At 58.2% G+C, this 18,515-nt stretch carries 19 protein-coding genes and 1 pseudogene; all 20 read right to left on the reverse strand.

The window, feature by feature from the left end:
- Positions 1-3 precede the first annotated feature (3 nt).
- Positions 4-615, reverse strand: a complete 612-nt coding sequence (locus tag ACFSOY_RS08835) for a DUF8042 domain-containing protein (protein WP_386046834.1) — start codon at positions 613-615, stop codon at positions 4-6.
- Positions 616-630: 15 nt separating this feature from the next.
- Positions 631-846, reverse strand: a pseudogene (locus ACFSOY_RS08840) (hypothetical protein); the annotation flags it as partial.
- 43 nt (positions 847-889) lie between these two features.
- Positions 890-2,416 (reverse strand): flagellar filament capping protein FliD, encoded by a 1,527-nt coding sequence (fliD, locus tag ACFSOY_RS08845; protein ID WP_386045765.1) that lies wholly within the window; start codon positions 2,414-2,416, stop codon positions 890-892.
- A gap of 24 nt (positions 2,417-2,440) precedes the next feature.
- Positions 2,441-2,788: a flagellar protein FlaG gene (locus ACFSOY_RS08850; protein WP_386045767.1), complete on the reverse strand. Its 348-nt coding sequence runs from the start codon at positions 2,786-2,788 to the stop codon at positions 2,441-2,443.
- An 81-nt stretch (positions 2,789-2,869) separates the two neighbouring features.
- Positions 2,870-3,715, reverse strand: a complete 846-nt coding sequence (locus ACFSOY_RS08855; protein WP_386045769.1) for a flagellin N-terminal helical domain-containing protein — start codon at positions 3,713-3,715, stop codon at positions 2,870-2,872.
- A 228-nt stretch (positions 3,716-3,943) separates the two neighbouring features.
- A complete protein-coding gene (gene csrA / locus ACFSOY_RS08860) occupies positions 3,944-4,183 on the reverse strand; it encodes a carbon storage regulator CsrA (RefSeq protein ID WP_386045770.1) in 240 nt (79 codons plus the stop codon).
- Positions 4,184-4,195: 12 nt separating this feature from the next.
- The gene (gene fliW, locus ACFSOY_RS08865) at positions 4,196-4,576 is read right to left on the reverse strand and encodes a flagellar assembly protein FliW (protein ID WP_386045772.1); all 381 of its coding nucleotides are present in this window, start codon (positions 4,574-4,576) and stop codon (positions 4,196-4,198) included.
- Positions 4,577-4,612: 36 nt separating this feature from the next.
- On the reverse strand, positions 4,613-5,173 hold the full coding sequence (locus ACFSOY_RS08870) for a DUF6470 family protein (protein WP_386045774.1): 561 nt from the start codon (positions 5,171-5,173) through the stop codon (positions 4,613-4,615).
- An 11-nt stretch (positions 5,174-5,184) separates the two neighbouring features.
- The gene (flgL, locus tag ACFSOY_RS08875; RefSeq protein WP_386045776.1) at positions 5,185-6,075 is read right to left on the reverse strand and encodes a flagellar hook-associated protein FlgL; all 891 of its coding nucleotides are present in this window, start codon (positions 6,073-6,075) and stop codon (positions 5,185-5,187) included.
- A gap of 33 nt (positions 6,076-6,108) precedes the next feature.
- Positions 6,109-7,656 (reverse strand): flagellar hook-associated protein FlgK, encoded by a 1,548-nt coding sequence (gene flgK, locus ACFSOY_RS08880; RefSeq protein WP_386045778.1) that lies wholly within the window; start codon positions 7,654-7,656, stop codon positions 6,109-6,111.
- A 12-nt stretch (positions 7,657-7,668) separates the two neighbouring features.
- Positions 7,669-8,175, reverse strand: a complete 507-nt coding sequence (locus tag ACFSOY_RS08885; protein WP_386045780.1) for a flagellar protein FlgN — start codon at positions 8,173-8,175, stop codon at positions 7,669-7,671.
- Between the two features lie 13 nt (positions 8,176-8,188).
- Complete coding sequence (gene flgM / locus ACFSOY_RS08890) at positions 8,189-8,464, reverse strand: flagellar biosynthesis anti-sigma factor FlgM (protein WP_386045781.1); 276 nt, start codon at positions 8,462-8,464, stop codon at positions 8,189-8,191.
- Between the two features lie 134 nt (positions 8,465-8,598).
- Complete coding sequence (locus ACFSOY_RS08895) at positions 8,599-9,000, reverse strand: FeoC-like transcriptional regulator (RefSeq protein WP_386045783.1); 402 nt, start codon at positions 8,998-9,000, stop codon at positions 8,599-8,601.
- A gap of 354 nt (positions 9,001-9,354) precedes the next feature.
- On the reverse strand, positions 9,355-10,032 hold the full coding sequence (locus ACFSOY_RS08900) for a ComF family protein (RefSeq protein WP_386045785.1): 678 nt from the start codon (positions 10,030-10,032) through the stop codon (positions 9,355-9,357).
- A 35-nt stretch (positions 10,033-10,067) separates the two neighbouring features.
- Positions 10,068-10,910, reverse strand: a complete 843-nt coding sequence (locus ACFSOY_RS08905; RefSeq protein ID WP_386045787.1) for a DegV family protein — start codon at positions 10,908-10,910, stop codon at positions 10,068-10,070.
- 354 nt (positions 10,911-11,264) lie between these two features.
- Positions 11,265-12,707: a nicotinate phosphoribosyltransferase gene (locus ACFSOY_RS08910; RefSeq protein WP_386045789.1), complete on the reverse strand. Its 1,443-nt coding sequence runs from the start codon at positions 12,705-12,707 to the stop codon at positions 11,265-11,267.
- Positions 12,708-13,069: 362 nt separating this feature from the next.
- Positions 13,070-13,642, reverse strand: coding sequence for a DUF5655 domain-containing protein (locus ACFSOY_RS08915; RefSeq protein WP_386045791.1), 573 nt, complete (start codon positions 13,640-13,642; stop codon positions 13,070-13,072).
- Between the two features lie 68 nt (positions 13,643-13,710).
- On the reverse strand, positions 13,711-15,513 hold the full coding sequence (pnpS, locus tag ACFSOY_RS08920; protein WP_386045793.1) for a two-component system histidine kinase PnpS: 1,803 nt from the start codon (positions 15,511-15,513) through the stop codon (positions 13,711-13,713).
- Complete coding sequence (locus tag ACFSOY_RS08925) at positions 15,514-16,206, reverse strand: winged helix-turn-helix domain-containing protein (RefSeq protein ID WP_386045795.1); 693 nt, start codon at positions 16,204-16,206, stop codon at positions 15,514-15,516.
- A gap of 24 nt (positions 16,207-16,230) precedes the next feature.
- Positions 16,231-18,468 (reverse strand): SF1B family DNA helicase RecD2, encoded by a 2,238-nt coding sequence (gene recD2 / locus ACFSOY_RS08930; protein ID WP_386045796.1) that lies wholly within the window; start codon positions 18,466-18,468, stop codon positions 16,231-16,233.
- Positions 18,469-18,515 lie beyond the last annotated feature (47 nt).

Raw genomic sequence — 18,515 nt, forward strand, 5'->3', positions numbered from 1 at the left:
CGATCAATGCTCCCTTCCTGCGCCTTCGATCTGATCGCGCAGCACGCGCAGGCAGTCGAGACCTCGCGCCGTCGTCTCCGCCAGCTCATATTCGAGCAGGTCGGCGAGCTCGGTGACGTTTTGCTGCTCCATCGCCTCGCCAGCTGCAACGAGCTGAGTCTGAAAATCGCCGTAGACGTTCAGCAACTCATGGTTGCCGAGCGTCGCCGCAAATTGGCCGAGCCCGCTGAAGCAGGAGTTGGTCCACTCCAGCCCCTCGACCGCCTCGGCGAACAGCGCCTGCGCCTCCTGCTCCCGTCCGGCGTGGAACAGGCTGGCCACCTTGATCAATCCGCCTTGCAATTTTGGCAGATACTCTTCTGCTGTCACGATCAGCTCGATCGCGAACCGCCCCATCGACTGCGTGCGGATCACCACCTCTTCCACCTCTGCTGCCGAAACAGCATCCACGCCATCCGGCAGAACTTCCACACCGTTCAAGGCGATCTGCACGATCACCTTCTGCTCTTCATTCAACCGCTCGACCACTTCCGGGTAGACGGTGCCAAACGATCCTGCGAGCTGTTCAGTCAGCACATCATCGATTTGCAAACGCAATGTTTTTGTTGGTGCCATGTGGTAATACCCTCCTTTGGGTCCTCTTCTCACCGCTACGAGCTGCTGCCTTTGCAAATCGCTCATCTGCTCACGTACATAAGATGGCGTGATGTTTAACGCCTCGCTGAGAGTCTGGGAGTTGACCGGATGTGCGTATGACGAGCAACGCTCCTGTAACTCTCTCAAGATGCGGTCCTGAATGGCGGTTCGCATGTCGCTCAACCCCCTTGTGTATACACTAGTCGACATTTTCACCGAAACAAGAGGGGCATTTTCTGCCCCAAAAGCAATGCTAGTACGTGCTGTTCATCCGTGCCATCATGAACGTTCCTGCCGAGTTGCTCTGCTGCATCATCATCTCCATCGAGGTGAACTGCGCTTCGAGCGTCTTGCGGCGCATTTCCAGGCGGCGGTTAAACGATTCCATACGGTTATTAAACTCTTTGACCTGTCCGTCCATCAGCTCCATGCGGCTGGGAAGCAACCCTTTGGGAGCCGATTTGGTTCCATGCAACACTTTTGTCGTGTCGGTCAAGGTGAACAGCTTGTTGAACATCATGCCTGCCAAGCCGTTTGCCGCCTTGTTGTCATCCACGTCCAGCTTGCCGTTCGCATTGCCGTCGACGTAGAACACTTTCATCACTTCGTTCGGGTTGCGGGACAGCGCTTCGCGGAGCTTGGTGGTGTCGATGTACAGCTTGCCGGAGACGCCGTTGTCCGACTTGTCGACTCTGATCCCGATCGAGTTGAGCGTCTTGAACATCTCGCTGCCGGAGAACGCCTTCCCGGTGATGTCGCGCAGCGCAGACTGAATCGAGGAGAGCGCCGGGTCCCCACGAAGCAAGCCTTTGCTCAGCATCGTGTCCGATTTTGCATCCTTCTCCGTCTTCTCGTTCATCCGGGTGGTGAGCAATTCCATCGTCGAGTTGTACGCATCGATAAACTCCTGAATCACCTTTTCGGACGCTTCGTAGTCTGGCTCCACCTTCAGGTTGACCGATTTGCCCTCTTGGAGCAGCGTGATCTCCAGCCCTTGAATCACATCGTTCAGGCCCGAGTTTTTGCTGCGCTCGATGTCGATCCCGTTGACGGTAAACTTCGAGTTTTTCCCTACGGTCGCCGAGGTGAACGAAGCGGCTGTCGCATCGCCGTCGGTCAGGCCGAGCTTGCCCGGGCCGAAAATGCCGGCCGTATCGTTCAAGATCTGCACACTGCTTCCAGCACCCGTCTCGCCGGACGTCATGATCAACGTGTTGTCGACGACGGTCGCTTTGACCTTCATCGACCCAGCGGTCTGGCTATCCTCTAGGGAAGCGTTGATCTTCGCCGCGATGTCGGTCAGGCGATCGGTCGCCTCGATCGTGATGTCGCGGGACACTTGAGTTTTCGTGCCGTTCGTATATTGGACCTTAAACGTCCCCGACCAGCCGAGCTCTTTGGTCGTCGGGTTGGCAAAGCTGGTGATGTTGGCCGACTTCGCCGTCCACGCGGTTGCCAGTTGCTCAACTTTGAGGTCATAGCTACCTTCGATCACCTGGTCAGCTTTGAACGCCGTCCCAATTGCCACCTTGTCATCCGACGAGGTGACCTTTTTCGCCATCACCTTTTGCGCATCGGCAAGCGCTTCCACTTTCGTTTTCAGTTTGAGCAGAGCGGAGTTGATCTCTTGCAACAGCCCTTTGCGCAGCTCGACTTTCTTCTGCTGCGTCTTCATGCTGACCAGCGGCTGAGCCTCGATCATCATCAGCTTCTCGATCATCGTCTTGGAGTCCATCCCCGAGACAAGACCGCCGAGACCCCCAAGTCCTGTGATGCTCATGTGAAACACCTCCTACTTCATTGATTACAACCTCTTGTCCACAACTGTGCCGGTCGCCTCTTTGAGCCGCTTTTCCAGCTCCAGCAACCCTTCTGGCGGCAGTTGCAAGATCACTTTCTCGCCTTCTTTCTCCACCAGCTGAACGATCTGGCGGCCCCCCTCAGCGCGTATCCGGAACGTCAGATTGCTCTGATTCTGTTCCAAGGCGCGATTGACTCGCTTCACGTGCTCATCCGTTTTTGATTCGTCAAATGCTGGATCTTCTTGTGCGACTGCTTCTGTCGAAGTGAGCGGTGCAGATGCTTTCTCATGGTTTCGAGTCAAGGGTTCGCGCAGCAGCTGGTCGATCGAAACATCGTTCCTGATCTGCATCCCCTAGCCCTCCTTTATAAAGGAAAAGCTGGCTGGCGAATATGCCAACCAGCTAATGCGTTACGTGCGTTGCGAAACCAATTAGCGGAGCAGGGACAGAACGCCTTGCGGAGCTTGGTTTGCTTGTGCCAGCATGGAAGTACCAGCTTGAGTGAGGATCTGGTTCTTCGTGAACTTCACCATCTCAGAAGCCATATCGACGTCGCGGATACGGGATTCTGCAGCGGTCAGGTTCTCAGCAGCAGTTTGCAGGTTGTTGATGGTGTGCTCCAGACGGTTTTGTACAGCACCCAGCTTGGAGCGCTCTTTGTTGACCGACTCGATGCCTTTGTCGATCGCGGTGATCATCTTGGAAGCAGCAACCACTGCTACGTTGGAAGTAGCGTTGGAGATCGATTTGATCGCAGCGGAGTGGATCGAACCGTTCAGAGCGGAAGCGGTCATCGTCTTGATGGACAGCTTGATGGTTTGGCCGGAGTTAGCACCGATTTGGAAAGTCTTGCCGGTGTATTTGCCGTCCAGCAGTTTTTGACCGTTGAACTCGGTGGTACCTGCGATGCGGTCCAGTTCGGAGCGCAGTTGGAGCAGCTCGTCTTGGATCTTCTCGCGGTCGTTCGAAGTGTTGGTATCGTTTACTGCTTGGGTAGCCAGCTCACGCATACGTTGCAGGATGGAGTGGGATTCGTTCAGGGCACCCTCAGAAGTTTGGATCAGGGAGATGCCGTCTTGAGCGTTTTTCACTGCCATGTTCAGACCGGAGATTTGGCCACGCATTTTTTCGGAGATCGCCAGACCAGCAGCATCGTCGCCAGCGCGGTTGATGCGGTAACCGGAAGACAGTTTCTCCAGAGATTTTTGCAGGTTGGTGTTGTTCGCGGACAGTTTGTTTTGAGCGAACAGTGCGGACAGGTTGTTTTGAATACGCATTGTTTCATCCTCCTTGATGTGTAAAAAAAGTATGTCGGGAGGGCATCCGTGCCATCCCTTACACTCCTGTTATCGTCGCCGCCCCCTCGACTCTTCACATCCAAAATCGGTCATATTTCGCCATCATTCTCCAACAAATCTATTTATCTCTTTTTTCCTTCCAGATAGATCTATTTATCGTAGTTTTTCAAAATAAAACACGGCTGACGCAATTGCGTCAGCCGTGTTTTATTTCGATGAGGAAAACCCTTTTAACAAGGAGTTCAGCTTGGAGCGATCCACTTTCGGCACCGCCGCCTGACGGTTCGACTCTTGGATCTCCACGTACACCTCTTGGCGATGCACTTTGACCAGCTTTGGCGCTTCGATCCCCAAGCGAATCTGTTCGCCTTTCACATCGAGCACCGTGACGATCACATCGTCACCGATCCGAATGCTCTCTCCGATTTTGCGTGACAATACCAGCATGATCCTGCCCCCCTATTCGCCCGCAAAGAGCGGCATTCTCACCTCGTAGTTTCCGCTGGTGTCGATCACCTGGCAGGCTTTCGCATTCTGTTTGTTGATGATGATCGGCGCTTTCAAGTTGACGTGGATATCCCCCGGCTTTTCGGTGAGGGTGGCGATCACCAGCACCTGCGCCAACTCCTCATCTGTCAGCTCGATCGCGCTCAGATCGCTCGGGCTCGCTTGGAAGCGATATCCGTGCAGACAGGTCTCCGGATCGACGAGGACGAGCGACAAGTCGCCCGCCTCCTCCTCCAACACGTAAAACGGCCCTTCTTCCACGCGCTCCAACCTGCACTCGCGCATCTGCTCAAAGCCCGGAATTCCTTCAGGAAACAGTATCGTCGTTCTCATGCTCAGCTTGTCCCCCTGTGAAAAAACACCCGAGGACTACGCTCGGGTGTCGTATATGTTGCCTTTCAGTGTGAACTCAAGATCTGGGTACTGGATCATCTTGCCCGTCACCCGCCCCCACTCATGCTGCGTGTTCACCGACCACTGCTTATAGTTTACACGCACCGATCCCGGCGTAAACTCGGCGTGCCGCGGTGCGATCTCCACATTGATCTTCGGCGGTGCCACCGGCTTGAGGCGGATGGACGCCATCTCCTGCTGCAGGCGCTGATCGGCGAGATGTCCGACGCGCGTGCCCTGATCATAGCGCGACAGTTGATTGCCCTCGCTGACGATGCGGTCGACGCCGGCAAGCCATGCCTGATAGCCGTCGCTTGCCGCATCTGCCGCCAGCTGCAAGATCGGCTTGTATCCGAGATCTGCCCGCGTCTGTGTCATGTCGATGTCGATCTTGACCTGTGCGCCGTGCAAGATCTCAAGCTTCGGCTTTTGAATCTCCAGATCGAGCGGCGGTCGCTCCGGGCGCATGTCCATCTTCGGCTGCTTGATCTCGATCTGATGACGGGCTGGTATGGAACGGAACTCAAGGCGTACCATCACCGCTCACCTTAGCGCAAGAAGTCGAGCAGGCTGGGCTGAATGATGTGCGCTCCCGTGTTGAGCGAAGCGCGGTAGACATCCTCGGCGATCTTGAACTGGGTGATCGCCTCCGGGATGTTGGTATCCTCCACCTTCGACTGCAGCGTCTGCAGGTTCAAGTCGATGTCGCTCAGGCGATTCTCCGCCAGTTCCAGCCTGTTCATCCGCGCCCCGACGCCGGAGCGAACCTCAAGGATGTCGTTGATGCGAGTTTCCAGCCTGGTGATCGAGTTCTCGATCACAGGCTGGTCGTCTGCGATCAGGGCAGCCCTGAAGTCGGCCAGCGCTTGGAACGCATTGTTCCCTGCGGTGGAAGACCCGAACACCTCGGAGCCGAGCGAGTTGATCTCGATCTTCGTGCCCGGCCCGATCTCATAGCGGATCTTGCCCGGATCGGTGTCTTTCGTCTCCGCCGTGCCTTCCGCATACGGTTTCTGGTCGGTCAGCATCCCATTGAAGATGAAGGCGCCGTTAAACTGCGAGTTGCCGATGGTGACCATCTGCTTGTAGAGCTGGTCCACCTCGTCGGCGATCGCCTTGCGCGCCGTTGCATCTTGCGTATCGTTGGCTGCCGATACGGCCAGCTCGCGTGCGCGGTGCAACACTTTGGTCGCTTGGTCGAGCATCTTGTCCGTATATTCCACCCAGGAGTTGGCCGAGTCTACATTTTTCTTAAACTGCTCGTTTTGCGACAGCTCGCTGCGATAGCGGAGCGCGTACGACGTGCCGACCGGATCGTCCGATGGTTTGTGAAGCTTTTTGGTCGTCGACAGGTCCTGCTGCCATCGCTCCATGCGCGTCAAGTTCGACTGGAGATTGCCGACCAGCTTTTGGGTCATCATCTGCGATGTGATTCTCATCGATCCATCCTCCTCTCACTCTATGTTCGTTCGTTAACGCCCGACCAGACCCATGCGGTTGATGACCAGATCGAGCGCCTCGTCCATCGTCGTCAACACGCGGGCTGATGCTGCATACGCTTTTTGGAACATCATCATGTTCGCGATCTCTTCGTCGTGGTTGACGCCGCTGACCGACATGCGCTTCGCATCGATCTGGTTGACGATCACCGTCGCGTTTTTCACGTTGTTCTTCGAGGTTTGCGACTTGACCCCGACCTCCGCCGTCACACTGCGGAAATAGCCTTCGATCGTCGTGTTGATCGTGCCGCTCGCATCGGTGAAGGTGATCAGCGCGTTGCCGAAGTTTGACATCATCACCGCCAGCGAGTTGTCCCCGATGACCACCTTATCGGTCGTGCCATCGTTGAACTTGCTCATCGAGGAGGCGATGTTCGATGGGTTGGACAGCAAGTCCGGATTGAAGCGAATGCTGGAAGCGGTGATCGGGCCGTTCAAGCTGACGAAAAACGCAGCGCCTGTCGAGAGCGGCTCGTTCATCGTGTAGCCGAGCTCATGCAGGCCATTCAGGCCGTTGACGATGATCTCCGTCCCCTTCGGCAAGACCATGCCCGCGTTGTAGACCACGCCGTTTCCGTCGCGCACCGATACCCCGTTGGGCACGGTGTAGTCGTTCTCCAACTTCATCTTCGTCTCGCCTGTCGCCAGCGTCTCGGCGAGCAGGTCGAGCTGTTTTTTGTAGTTGGCCACATCGATGTTTCGCGCATCGAGCAGACCTTTGATCTCACCGCCGGTCACGACCGGGTTGGCCACGTCCAGCGGGGTGATGTTGTTGGTCGCATCGAGCACGACGTTGCCGCCGATCGTCAGCGTGTACATCCGATCCGTCTCGGTCACCTTCACATCGACCAGCTTCGAGATCTCGTCGACGAGCAGGTCGCGCTGATCGAGCAGATCGTTCGGCACATCGCCGAGCACGCTCAGCTCTTTGATCCGCCCGTTGAGCAGCTGGATCTCTTCGAGCTTCGAGTTGACCGTCTTCGCCTTGATCTGGATGCTTTCGTTGATGTCCGCTTCCAGCTCGGTCAGCTGCTGCGCCTGGTGGTTGAACGCCTCTGCCACCGCGACCGAACGCTCGGCCAGCACTTTGCGGGCGGCGATCGCCGCGTCTGGCGTGGCCGCTTTCGAGAGATCTTGGAAGGCGGTCCACAGCTCGCTGATCACGGTGCGAATCCCCGTGTCGGACGGCTCGTTGATGATCGCCTCGATCTTCGCCAACATGTCGGAACGACCGATCCACTCGCCTTGCGTCTTGCTCTCGTTGCGGAATTGCGAGTCGAGGAACTGCTCGCGAATCCGATAGATGTTGAGGATGTCAACGCCTGTGCCGACCTGCCCTGCGGCTACCGACTTGCTCAGGTTGGGGTATTCGAGCGACGGCGTGGTGATGCGGTTGGCCGCTTGCCGGGAGTAGCCCGGCGTGTTGGCGTTTGCCACGTTGTGTCCGGTGATGCTCAGTGCGCTCTGCTCGGTGAACAGGGAGCGCTTGGCGATTTCCAGACCGAAAAAGGTAGATCGCATGGGATGTCCTCCTTATACTTTCGAGTCAAACATGGAGCGAGCGCTGCCGGTACCGGTGCCGCTCGGTGCGACATCCTGTCGGCTGTAGGTCGGAACCAACTCGCCAGGCTCTCCGGTCAGCAGATCGAGCGTGTACTGCACGTATTGAAGCGACTGTCCGATCAGCCGCTTGTTGAGGTCGTGCAGCGCCTGCACTTGGCGAACCGCCTCCTGCAACGCCTCACCTGCCGCGCGGATCTGCAACCGCTGAACGGGACTCGCCACGCTCTGCAACTTCTGCAGCGTCCAAGATTCGGCGCTCGCTTGCGCACCGAACACTTCCTGCAGCGCGGTCAGGCGCTCCTTCTCCAACCTCTGCACAGCGGAGAGCATCTTCAACTCCGCTTGCTGCAGAGCTGGCAGCGACTCAACATCGCCTGCGACCAGCAGGTCGCGCTTTTGCTCTTGAATTTGCAGAAGCTCCTGATAAGCGGTCACCATCTGCTTGATCACAGCCAAAACAGGTGTCAGATCGTTCATGCTGCACTCCCTCTTATCTCATAAAAGATTCGTATAACTTCTCGGCCACTTTTCTCAGGTCGACCTGATAGCTTCCGTTTTGAATCGACTCTTTTACCTCTGCGAGACGCTCTGCCCGCAACTCGTCCGCTTCATATGTGTCGCGCGCCATGTCCAGCGCAGCAGAGGAGATGGTCACACCATCGCGCTTCCCGCTCCCCGTGCCTACGGCGCCTTGCCCTTCGCGTGAACGCTCTGCGCTCTGGTACGCTTGCAGGCGGTAGATGCGAGCTGTATCGTTGATTTTCATCCTGTTTCACCTCACAAATAAAAAACCGACACATCAGATATTTCATGTATCGGTCTTCACGCGTGTTCGGATAAGTATGATCTCGTGCAGTATGACGAAATGATCTTCGATTATCTCGCCATTCCTCACGCTTGCTACTGATCACGTCTATGATAATAGGCGTCGCGAAACTGGTCTCCGCTTCGGTTTTCCATCAGCTCTTGCTTGGTCTGTTCAAGCCCTTTGGTCAGGCGTTCCTTGCACGGTTTGCAATAGCGCCCTTCGATCGTCGGGGCCCCACAGCTCTCACAGGGATAGTGGAGTTCCGGATTGTCCACGGTGGAGATGCGCCCTTCGCGTATCCACTTGATGATCAGCGAGACTTCCACCTCTGTCGCATCGCTCAGTTCGTAGAGGCTCGCGCGACGGTTCTCTTTCAGGTATTCTCGCACCGCATAAAACTGCTGCTCTTCCTCTTGTCTGCATCGGGGACATACATTCACATGCACTTGTTGGTTGTATAGACGGCCACAGCCTTTACAGTTCGCAAGTCCCATAGTTGGCTACCCTCCTCACCCATTACAAGATTTATTATAGCAAGAACGATTGATACGTTCCAAGCTCTTATTTTTGAACAGAGCGCACAAGGCGATGTAATCACCCGCTTGCCCCTTCGCGCACAACAGGTGCGAAAGGGGCAAAATCACTGGGGAAACCTGCCATCGATCAGCGCCAATCGCCAGCAGCAGCCAGCTTGAAAATCGCATCAAAAAAGAGCGCTTGGCCTCGAACTGGCTCACGCGCTCTCCTTATGGTTTTTGGTTGTGGACGATGCTCGCAAGATCTTTGCCAGACGCCGCACAGATGCTGCGAATCGCTCCTGATCAAAACGAGCACTTCGCCCGTGAGCACTATCTTGCGACGGTGAGCACATACACCGACCGCACGCCGACGCTGTGCAGCTTTTTGGCGCAGGCGTTGACCGTAGCGCCGGTCGTATAGACATCGTCGATCAGGCAGACGCTGCTCCCTTCCAACTCGGACGCCATCTTGGCGAGGCTGAGCGAATGCTCCATCGAAGCGAGGCGCATGTTGCGCCCCCGCGAAGCTTGGGAGCGAGACGAGCCCTGCCAGATCAGCGCCTGGCGAACTGGGACGCCCACCTTTTGGCTGAGCCCTTGCGCCAAGCGCTCCGCCTGATTGAAGCCTCTGACGCGCTCTTTGTCCTGCGCCATCGGCACGGGCACGAAGCTGTCGATCTCCAGATCGAACAGGTGGGACGCGTAGGCATCGGCGAGACGATCGACGAGCAGCGGCAGCAGTTCGAGCTTGCGCTGCTCTTTTAGCTGGAGGATCGAATCGCGCAACCGCCCCTCATACGGCCCGTAGGAAAATGCCCGCTGGAAAAAGCGCTCTTTGCGCCATGCGCAATCGGAGCATACGTCATGCTCTGGCATCTCGCGCCCGCAGATGCGGCAAAAAGGCGGGATGCCCGCCCTCAGCTGAGCTGTACAGGACGAGCACGCCGCCTCTTCGCCTGAAGTGAACGGTCGTTTGCACAGCAGGCACTGCTGCCGCTGCGGATACACGAGATTCAGGAGCGCATCCCAGAATCCCCCACCGCTCATTGCTGATCGTAGATGAAGCCGATCAGACCAGGTCCGACGTGCGTGCCGATCACCGGGCCGATCTGGGCGGTGGAGATGCTTGCGCCTGGGAAGTTCGCTTTCGCCTGCTCCGCCACTTCGGCCGCGTCTGACGGGTTGTCCGTATAGACGATGGTCAAGGTGAGGTGCTTGTTCGGATCTTGCGCCGTCTTGACCAGCTCGGTGATGCGAGCGAGCGACTTTTTGCGCGTGCGCACTTTTTCCAGCAGTTCGAGCTTGCCGTCCTGTACGTGCAGGATCGGCTTGACCTGCAACAGCGAGCCGATCAGCGCAGACACGCCGGAGATGCGCCCGCCGCGGTGCAGGTGGTCGAGCGAATCGACGATAAAGTACGCTTTGATCGATTCGACCATCGCGTTCAGCTTCGCGGCGATCGCCTCCTTGTCCAATCCTTGCTCGATCATCTCGCAGGCGGCGAGCACGAGGCGCGCCTGACCGGAAGCGGTGATCTTCGAATCGATGACGCTGATGTCGCCCTCGACCATGCGCGCTGCCGTCTCCGCCGAGTGCGCAGTGCCCGAGAGGTTCGAGGAGATGAAGATGCCGATGATGCTCTCGTGCGTTTGGAGCAAGCGCTCATACGCTTGTACCATCTCGCCAACGGAAGGCTGTGAGGTGGTCGGCAAGCTCTTCTCCGACGCCAAGCGTGCGAAGAACTGATCGGCGGTGATATCCACGCCTTCCTTGTGGCTCTCCTGCCCGAAGTTCACCATCAGCGGCACTACCGTGATTCCAAATTTATGAATCGTGTCGGTCGGTAAATAGGCCGTACTGTCTGTTACGATCGCAATTTTGTTCATGTTCTGCCTCCTGAAAAATAGAGGATAAATTCTGATATCTATTTTCCATTATATCTTAAAGAGTAAAATCGTCCAGTTGGTTCGAAGAAAAAGGCGACAGAGATGGCTTTTCACTCGCTTTTTCACTCGTTTCTCTGCAAAGCGAATAAGAGCAGCCCAATTTTTTACCGGCACGCTCCTTCGCATGGTCATTCGTAGACAGGGAATCTGTGTCCTGCACATCGCTGCTCTCCCGGACGATTCCCTGCTGACTTGCTGACGACCCCCTGCTGATGAATCGGCGGCTGTGCATCGTTCGATCGATGTGCGGTGGTCATCCCTGCTTTGCGCACGGCTCAGCCCTTCGCTGTCGCCCTACATCTTGTACTTCTCGATCATCTCTCGCTTCAAGCTCCAAGCTCGCTCGCTGAGGTTGACGCGGTACTTCTCCGGATTGAGCTTGCGCAAATATTCGGGCCACAGCGTTGCGATCTGCTGTTGGTGATACGCGCGGATCTCCTCGCTCGTCGGCAGCTCATACACCTGTTTTCCCGCGCGAAAAATCGGTTGGAGCAAGCTTACCGCATCGTAGCGCTCCGCCAGTTTGCCGAGGTAGGGGTGGATCGGATCGAACAGCTTGAGCGGCTCGCCGCGCACGACGTCCTCCTCCCCCTGCAAGGCGATATAATCGGCGATCGCTTTCCCCGTCTCCCGGTCGAAGAGGCGATACACCTCTTTCAGCCCAGGCGTCGTGATCTTTTCAGGATTGCCAGAAATTTTGATCGTCGGTACCAGCGCTCCATCCTCCTCTTTGGCGACAATCTTGTAGACGCCGCCGAGCGAGGGCTGGTCGGCCGCCGTGATCAGCTGGGTTCCCACTCCCCACAGGTCGATTCTCGCCCCTTGTGATTTCAGGTTGAGAATCGTATGCTCGTCCAGATCGCTCGATGCCACGATCTTCACATAGTCGAGCCCCGCGCGATCTAACATCTCACGCGCTTTGATCGACTGGTAGGCGAGATCGCCGCTGTCCAGCCGGATCGCGCTCATCCGCCTGCCCCGCGCCTCCATCGCTTTGGCGACTTTGATCGCGTTCGGCACGCCGCTCTTGAGCGTGTTGTAGGTGTCGACGAGCAGCGTCACCTGATTGGGCAACGCCTCTGCGTACTGGAGGAACGCCTCCTCTTCCGTATGATGATCCTGCACCCACGAGTGCGCATGCGTGCCTTTCGTCGGAATGCCGAACATCATGCCGGCCAGCAGGTTGGAGGTCGCGTCAAATCCGGCGATGTATGCAGCTCGTGCGCCCCAGATGGCCGCATCAGCCTCCTGCGCCCGTCGCGACCCGAATTCGAAAAACACATCGTCGGGCGACACCCCTTTGATCCGCGATGCTTTTGTTGTGATCAGCGTCTGGAAGTTCATGAAGTTCAAAACGGCAGTCTCGATCAGCTGCGTCTCAAAGATGCTCCCCTCCGCGCGGATCAGCGGTTCTTCTGGAAATGCGAGCGTTCCCTCCCGCATCGCATACAGGTTGCCTCGAAAGCGAAACGACCGCAGCGCTTCGAGAAACTCCGGATCGTACCGCTCCTCCTGCTCGCTCAGATAGCGGATCGCCCGCTCGTCAAACTGAAGTCCACGAATATATTCAACAATTCGCTGAAGACCAGCAAATACAGCATATCCATTGCCAAACGGCAGCTTGCGAAAAAACGCCTCGAACACCGCCCGATGCTGATCGGTGCCGTGCTTCCAGTGCGCATACATCATGTTGATCTGATATTTGTCCGTATGTAGGGCTAAATTTTCGTACTGCATCCTTTACACCTTACCTTGTCCGGCTAAACCGTGAGAGTGATAGATGATGGTGAAAACTGACTGACCTGTTTCTCTCGATACAAAGGGGGAATAAATTTATGCATTCCCTCAGATGTGATCTTTCATCCTCTTGCCTCTTGTCCCGTTCATCGCTCACCTTCAGACATCGCTACAAGCTTTCCGAGCACCTCTGCTCCACACAGCAGCACCGCCGGAGACCACTTCTTGTTGCGCATCCCGTTCCCCCCTCGCCGTTATCTTTCCTCTCTTTATTCTCGCCATCGAACAAATCGCCTGCCACTTCCTTTCGCGACGAGATGATCCCCACCGCTCCCAAACAAAAACAGCACCCGCAGGTGCTGTCAGTTCGCTTCATAGGCAAGCCCGAGCAAGCCGCGGAGCTCCTCATCCAGATCGGCTTGCTTGTCCAGCGAGAATTTCAGCTTCAGCCGCTCGTTAAAGCCCAGTCCTTTGGACGATTCCAGCCGATCGGAGCTCACCGCGTCCGGCAGGGCGAGCCCGACCTGCAGCTTGCCTTTGTGCGGCTTGAGGACGGCAAACTGCTTCTTGCGATAAAACGGCACATACGTCTTGCAAGGACGCGCCTCGACACCTTCGCCGAGCGCCTCGATCTCGCCTTTCATCCACTCGTACAGCTCGCGCAGCGCCGCATGATCCCCCTGGAACTGCGCGTCGACCAGCTTGTCCCCGTCCGAGTAAATGCCGGTCAGGCTGTTGCCGTCCAGATGGTTCATGATCAGGTAGGCGGTGCTCTGCCCCAAGCCGTATTCTTCCTTGATCCACTTCATCCGCCCTTTGCCATCAGGAACGCCGTCGCGCCTCGCCTTCTCCACCCACTCTTCCAGCGTGCGCCCCGTGCGCTTCTTCATGCTGGCGATCATCTTCGCTTCCATGTTTTGGACGGTGGTCGTCATCTGCGTCCCCTCCCTCTCCGACTTCTGCTTCCAGCATACCCGTTTCAGCATGAAAAAAACAGCGCCGACTACGGCGCTGTCTCGTTTCCGCTCTGCTTTTTCGGCAGGTAGATCACAAACTGACTGCCTTTGCCGACCTCGCTTTTCACCTCGACATGACCGTGATGGCCTTCCAAGATGTGCTTGACGATCGCAAGGCCTAGCCCGGTGCCGCCCGAGCGGCGGGCGCGCGCTTTGTCCACCCGGTAAAACCGCTCAAACAGGCGCGGCAGATCTTCTGCCGGAATCCCGATGCCCGTGTCCTGAACGGTCAGCACCACCTCGTCCTCCACCTCCGCTACGGACACCCGCACTTCGCCGCCAGACGGGGTGTAGGCGATCGCGTTGCCGATCAGGTTGATCAGCACCTGCGCGATGCGATCCGCATCGCCCTCCAGCATCACAGGCTCTTGCGGCAGGTCGAGATGCAAGGTCAGACCTTGCCCCTCCGCTTGGTGCGCATACTTTTCGACCGTGCGCTGGGACAGCTTCACGATGTCGAACGGCTCGTGCTGAAACACGATGAACCTCGACTCGATCTTGGACAGCTCAAGCAGATCGGTGACCAGCCGCTTCAGGCGCTCCGACTCGTCATGGATGATCTGCAAAAACTGCCGCGTGATCTCCGGGTCGTTCAGCGCACCGTCGAGCAGCGTCTCCGAAAAACCTTTGACCGCCGTGATCGGCGTGCGCAGCTCGTGGGAGACGTTGGCGACAAACTCGCTGCGCATGCGCTCCAGGCGCCGCCACTCTGACACGTCGTGCATCAGCACGATCGCCCCGGCGATGCGCCCATTGTTGGAGAAGATCGGCGTGATGTGCACTTCGACCGTCCGCTCGACCGGCTTGTGCAGCGTGATCTCCTTTTTCTGCGCCGTGCCGACCAGGATCGCTTCATCGATCATCGCCGACAAGCCAAAATTGTAGCCGCCTTCCCAGTGCCACTTCTGCAGCAGCTCTTCGGCCGTGCTGCCGATCATCCGCTCCATCGCCGCATTGACCAGCGTCACCCGACCGGAGCGGTCGACGACGATCACGCCGGAGACGAGATGCTTCAAGATCCCTTCGAACTTGCCCTTCTCCTGCGTCAGATCTTCGATCTGCTCCGACAGGCGCGAGGCCATCGCGTTGATCGAATCGGCCATCACCCGCAGCTCGTCGCGCCCGCGCTGGTGGATGCGCTCATCGAACGCGCCCGATGCGATCTTGCGCGTGCTTCTGGTGATCGCTTCGATCGGCGCCGCGATGCCATGTGCGAAGCGCAGCCCGAACAGGCTGGCGACGATCGCGACGATCAGCAGGGACATCCCGATGCGCCCCCACAGCGCTTGCAGCGTTTCGTGCGCGCCTTTTAACGGCACGCCCATCCGCATGATCGCGACCGGCCCGTGCTCCCCATAGACCGGCACCGCCAGATGCAACACGTTGTAGGCCGAGTAGGGCACTTTGCGGATGTGCAGCCCGACACTGCCGTTCGTCGCAGCTTCCACCTCTGGATTGTCCAGCTGGTTCTGCCTCGACTCGTTGTCGCTCAGCGTGTCGAGCATGACGTTTCCGCGCAGATCGATCAGGGTGACCCTCGCCGCCAGCGCCATGCCGGTGCGGGAGATCATATCATAGACGCGCTCCTTCTGCCCCGGCGTGTCGTACGTCTCCAGGTGCGGCGCGACCCAGGTGGCGAGCAGCGTGGTCTCTTCTTTGACTTGGGATTGCAGATTGTCCATAAACACTTTCTCGACGAACTGAAGCATGTACACGCCAAAGATCGACAGGGCGAGCACAATCAGCACCAGATAGGTCAGCACAATCCGCCAGCGGATGCCTCGGATCATCTATTCACCTCGAATGAGCTTGTAGCCGACTCCCCGCACCGTCTTGATAAACTCCGGCTGTTTCGGGTCGCGCTCCAGTTTATCGCGCAGATGGGAGATGTGCACATCGACGATCCGCGTGTCGCCGGCAAACTCATAGCCCCACACTTTGTCGAGCAGGTGGTCGCGGCTCATCACCCGCCCCATGTGCTTCGCCAGATAGTGCAACAGCTCAAACTCGCGAGGCGTCAGATCGACGCGCTCGCCGCGCACCGTCACCTCGTAGCGGTTGATGTCGAGCACGATCTCCCCGCAGTTGTACACGCCCTCTTCGGAGCTGCCCTCATCGTTCGCCCGGCGCAGCACCGCTTTGACGCGCGCCACCAGCTCGCGCGGCGAAAACGGCTTGGTCACATAGTCGTCCGCTCCCATCTCAAGTCCGAGAATGCGATCCACCTCATCATCCTTTGCTGTCAACATGATGATCGGCGTGGAGATGCCCTCTTTGCGCAGGCGCTGGCAGAGCTCCATGCCGCCGATGCCGGGCAGCATCAGGTCGAGCACCACCAGATCGGGCCGTGGAGTCTCCGCCATGATCGCAAGCGCCTTGGTGCCCGTATCGGCGGTCAGGACTTCAAAACCAGCCTGTTGCAAATTGTATTCCACCAGCTTCGAAATCGATTCTTCATCATCTACGACAAGTACGCGAGACATAGTGCACCTCCGCTGTAATTTGGCTTACTCACCAATCTCTTCCCCGCTGATGCGCGCAGACAGCCGCGTGTGCCGCCGCTGCCCATCCTGACTTCTGACCGCGATGCTGAGCGCGCTCTTCGTCCCGACCAGCACGACCAGCCGCTTCGCCCGCGTGACGCCGGTGTAGATCAGGTTGCGCTTGAGCATCACCCGATGCTGGTGGACGACCGGCAGGATCACACAGGGGTACTCGCTGCCCTGACTCTTGTGCACCGTCACCGCATAGGCGAGCGCGATCTCCTCAAGCTCGGCCAGCTGATAGGTGATCAGGCGCGGTTCCTGCTCGTCCTGAAAGGCGACGGTCAACTCCGCCTCCTCCGCCTCCTCCGCATCGAGCGCGACCACGCGTCCCACGTCACCGTTGAACACTTCTTTCGTGTAGTTGTTCTTCGTCTGCATCACCTTATCGCCGACGCGAAGCACGCGCCCGCCCTGCTGCAATTCTGCTTTCTGCGGGCTTGGCGGATTGAGCGCCCCCTGCAGCGACTCGTTCAAGCGATCGACGCCGACAGTTCCGCGCCGCATCGGCACCAGCACCTGAATGTCCTCGATCGGATCGGCCTGCAAAAACGGAGGGAGCCGGCGCGCCGTCAGATCGAGCACCAGCGCCAACAGCTCCTCCGGCCTGCCCTCTTCCAAAAAGAAGAAGTCGCCTTCCTTTGCCACCTCGGGTAGCAGTCCGCGGTTGATCCGGTGCGCATTTTTGACGATCAGGCTCTCTTCCGCCTGACGAAAGATCGTCTGCAGCCGGACGACGGTCACCCGCTCCGACTCGATCAGATCCTGCAGCACGCGTCCCGCCCCGACGCTCGGCAGCTGGTCGATGTCGCCGCAGAGCACCAGCCGCGCTTCGGCAGGCAGGGCGCGCAAGAACTGAAAGAACAGCAGCTGGTCGATCATCGAAGCTTCGTCGATGATGAACACCTCGCCTTGCAACGGGTTCTCCTCATCGCGGGAAAAGCGCATCCCCTCGCCCTCGACCAGCGCGTATTCGAGCAGGCGGTGCAACGTCTTGGCCGCCATCCCAGTGCTCTCTCTCATCCGCTTGGCAGCGCGCCCGGTCGGCGCCGCCAAGATCGGCGTGATCCCCTGTCGCTCCAGCGCCGCGATCATCGCCCGCACGGTGGTCGTCTTGCCGGTGCCAGGGCCGCCTGTGATGATCACCAGCCGCTTTTGCAGGACGGCAGCCACCGCCTCGCGCTGCAGGGGGGCGAGCGCCATCCCCTGCTCCGCCTCGATCTCGGCGATCATCGCTTCATCGAGCGGCCTGGCTTTCTCCTGTTGCGCCTCCTGCTCCTCACCTGCCAACAGCGTGCGGATGCGCGCAGCCGATTTGACTTCCGCGAAATAAAAGCCTGCCAGATAGACGCCCGGCTCTTCGGATGACAGATCGACGACCACGCCGCCCAGCCGCTCTTTCGCAAGCTCCAGGAGCACGTCGGGCAACCGCTGGCTCACCGCGCTTCCCACCAGCTGCTCCGCATGGGCGATCAGCTCGCGGCGGGGCAGATAGACGTGCCCTTCGTCTGCCGCCTGCCGCAGCACATGTTTGAGCGCGGCGCGCAGGCGCGCTGGCGATTCGGCGGGCAGCCCGAGCTGCATGGCGAGCTGGTCGGCCGTCTTAAAGCCGATGCCGTGCACCTCTTCGACCAGCCGATAGGGATTGCCGCGCAACACATCGAGCGACTCCGCCCCGTAGCGCTTGTAGACTTTCGCGGCGATGCGCGCTGAGATGCCGCAGCTGCTCAGGTAGAGCATCACCGACTGCACGCCAAACTGCTCGCGCACCCCTTTGGCGATGCCCTCCGCCTTTTTCTGCCCGATGCCCTCCAACTCCAGCAGTCGCTCCGGCTCGCTTTCGATCACCTGCAAGGTGGCCGCGCCGAAATGTTGCACCAGCTTTTCTGCCGTCTTCGCACCGAGTCCCTTGATCGCGCCCGAGCTTAAAAACTGCAAAATCGCATCTGCTGTGACCGGCACCACCCGCTCAAAGCGATCGACCATCAGCTGGAGGCCGAACTTCTCGTGGCGCTTCCATCTGCCCTGCACCCGAACGCTCTCGTTTAGTTGCAGTCCGACCATCGTGCCGACGGCGACCACTTCACCCTTTTTCTGCTCCGTCCGCAGGGTGGCGACCGTATATCCGTTCTCTTCATTGTGAAAGCTGATCTTCTTGACCTTGCCTTCGACCGTCACTTCCTCGCTCGGGAAGCCGCCCATCTGTCACACCTTCTCTCCGTCCCTAACCTTCCACAAAAGATTCGAGA

It is taken from the genome of Tumebacillus lipolyticus, from assembly GCF_042682745.1.
GTDB lineage: Bacteria > Bacillota > Bacilli > Tumebacillales > Tumebacillaceae > Tumebacillus_A > Tumebacillus_A lipolyticus.

What these genes read in the sequence shown, in the direction of transcription:
- ACFSOY_RS08910 (WP_386045789.1), bottom strand. Translation starts at nt 12,707, where the DNA reads ATGCAGTACGAAAATTTAGCCCTACATACGGACAAATATCAGATCAAC.
- ACFSOY_RS08835 (WP_386046834.1), bottom strand. Translation starts at nt 615, where the DNA reads ATGGCACCAACAAAAACATTGCGTTTGCAAATCGATGATGTGCTGACT.
- ACFSOY_RS08905 (WP_386045787.1), bottom strand. Translation starts at nt 10,910, where the DNA reads ATGAACAAAATTGCGATCGTAACAGACAGTACGGCCTATTTACCGACC.
- csrA (WP_386045770.1), bottom strand. Translation starts at nt 4,183, where the DNA reads ATGCTGGTATTGTCACGCAAAATCGGAGAGAGCATTCGGATCGGTGAC.
- ACFSOY_RS08870 (WP_386045774.1), bottom strand. Translation starts at nt 5,173, where the DNA reads ATGGTACGCCTTGAGTTCCGTTCCATACCAGCCCGTCATCAGATCGAG.
- ACFSOY_RS08855 (WP_386045769.1), bottom strand. Translation starts at nt 3,715, where the DNA reads ATGCGTATTCAAAACAACCTGTCCGCACTGTTCGCTCAAAACAAACTG.
- ACFSOY_RS08885 (WP_386045780.1), bottom strand. Translation starts at nt 8,175, where the DNA reads ATGAACGATCTGACACCTGTTTTGGCTGTGATCAAGCAGATGGTGACC.
- flgM (WP_386045781.1), bottom strand. Translation starts at nt 8,464, where the DNA reads ATGAAAATCAACGATACAGCTCGCATCTACCGCCTGCAAGCGTACCAG.
- ACFSOY_RS08895 (WP_386045783.1), bottom strand. Translation starts at nt 9,000, where the DNA reads ATGGGACTTGCGAACTGTAAAGGCTGTGGCCGTCTATACAACCAACAA.
- fliW (WP_386045772.1), bottom strand. Translation starts at nt 4,576, where the DNA reads ATGAGAACGACGATACTGTTTCCTGAAGGAATTCCGGGCTTTGAGCAG.
- ACFSOY_RS08915 (WP_386045791.1), bottom strand. Translation starts at nt 13,642, where the DNA reads ATGACGACCACCGTCCAAAACATGGAAGCGAAGATGATCGCCAGCATG.
- ACFSOY_RS08850 (WP_386045767.1), bottom strand. Translation starts at nt 2,788, where the DNA reads ATGCAGATCAGGAACGATGTTTCGATCGACCAGCTGCTGCGCGAACCC.
- flgL (WP_386045776.1), bottom strand. Translation starts at nt 6,075, where the DNA reads ATGAGAATCACATCGCAGATGATGACCCAAAAGCTGGTCGGCAATCTC.
- fliD (WP_386045765.1), bottom strand. Translation starts at nt 2,416, where the DNA reads ATGAGCATCACAGGACTTGGGGGTCTCGGCGGTCTTGTCTCGGGGATG.
- ACFSOY_RS08925 (WP_386045795.1), bottom strand. Translation starts at nt 16,206, where the DNA reads ATGTCTCGCGTACTTGTCGTAGATGATGAAGAATCGATTTCGAAGCTG.
- recD2 (WP_386045796.1), bottom strand. Translation starts at nt 18,468, where the DNA reads ATGGGCGGCTTCCCGAGCGAGGAAGTGACGGTCGAAGGCAAGGTCAAG.
- pnpS (WP_386045793.1), bottom strand. Translation starts at nt 15,513, where the DNA reads ATGATCCGAGGCATCCGCTGGCGGATTGTGCTGACCTATCTGGTGCTG.
- flgK (WP_386045778.1), bottom strand. Translation starts at nt 7,656, where the DNA reads ATGCGATCTACCTTTTTCGGTCTGGAAATCGCCAAGCGCTCCCTGTTC.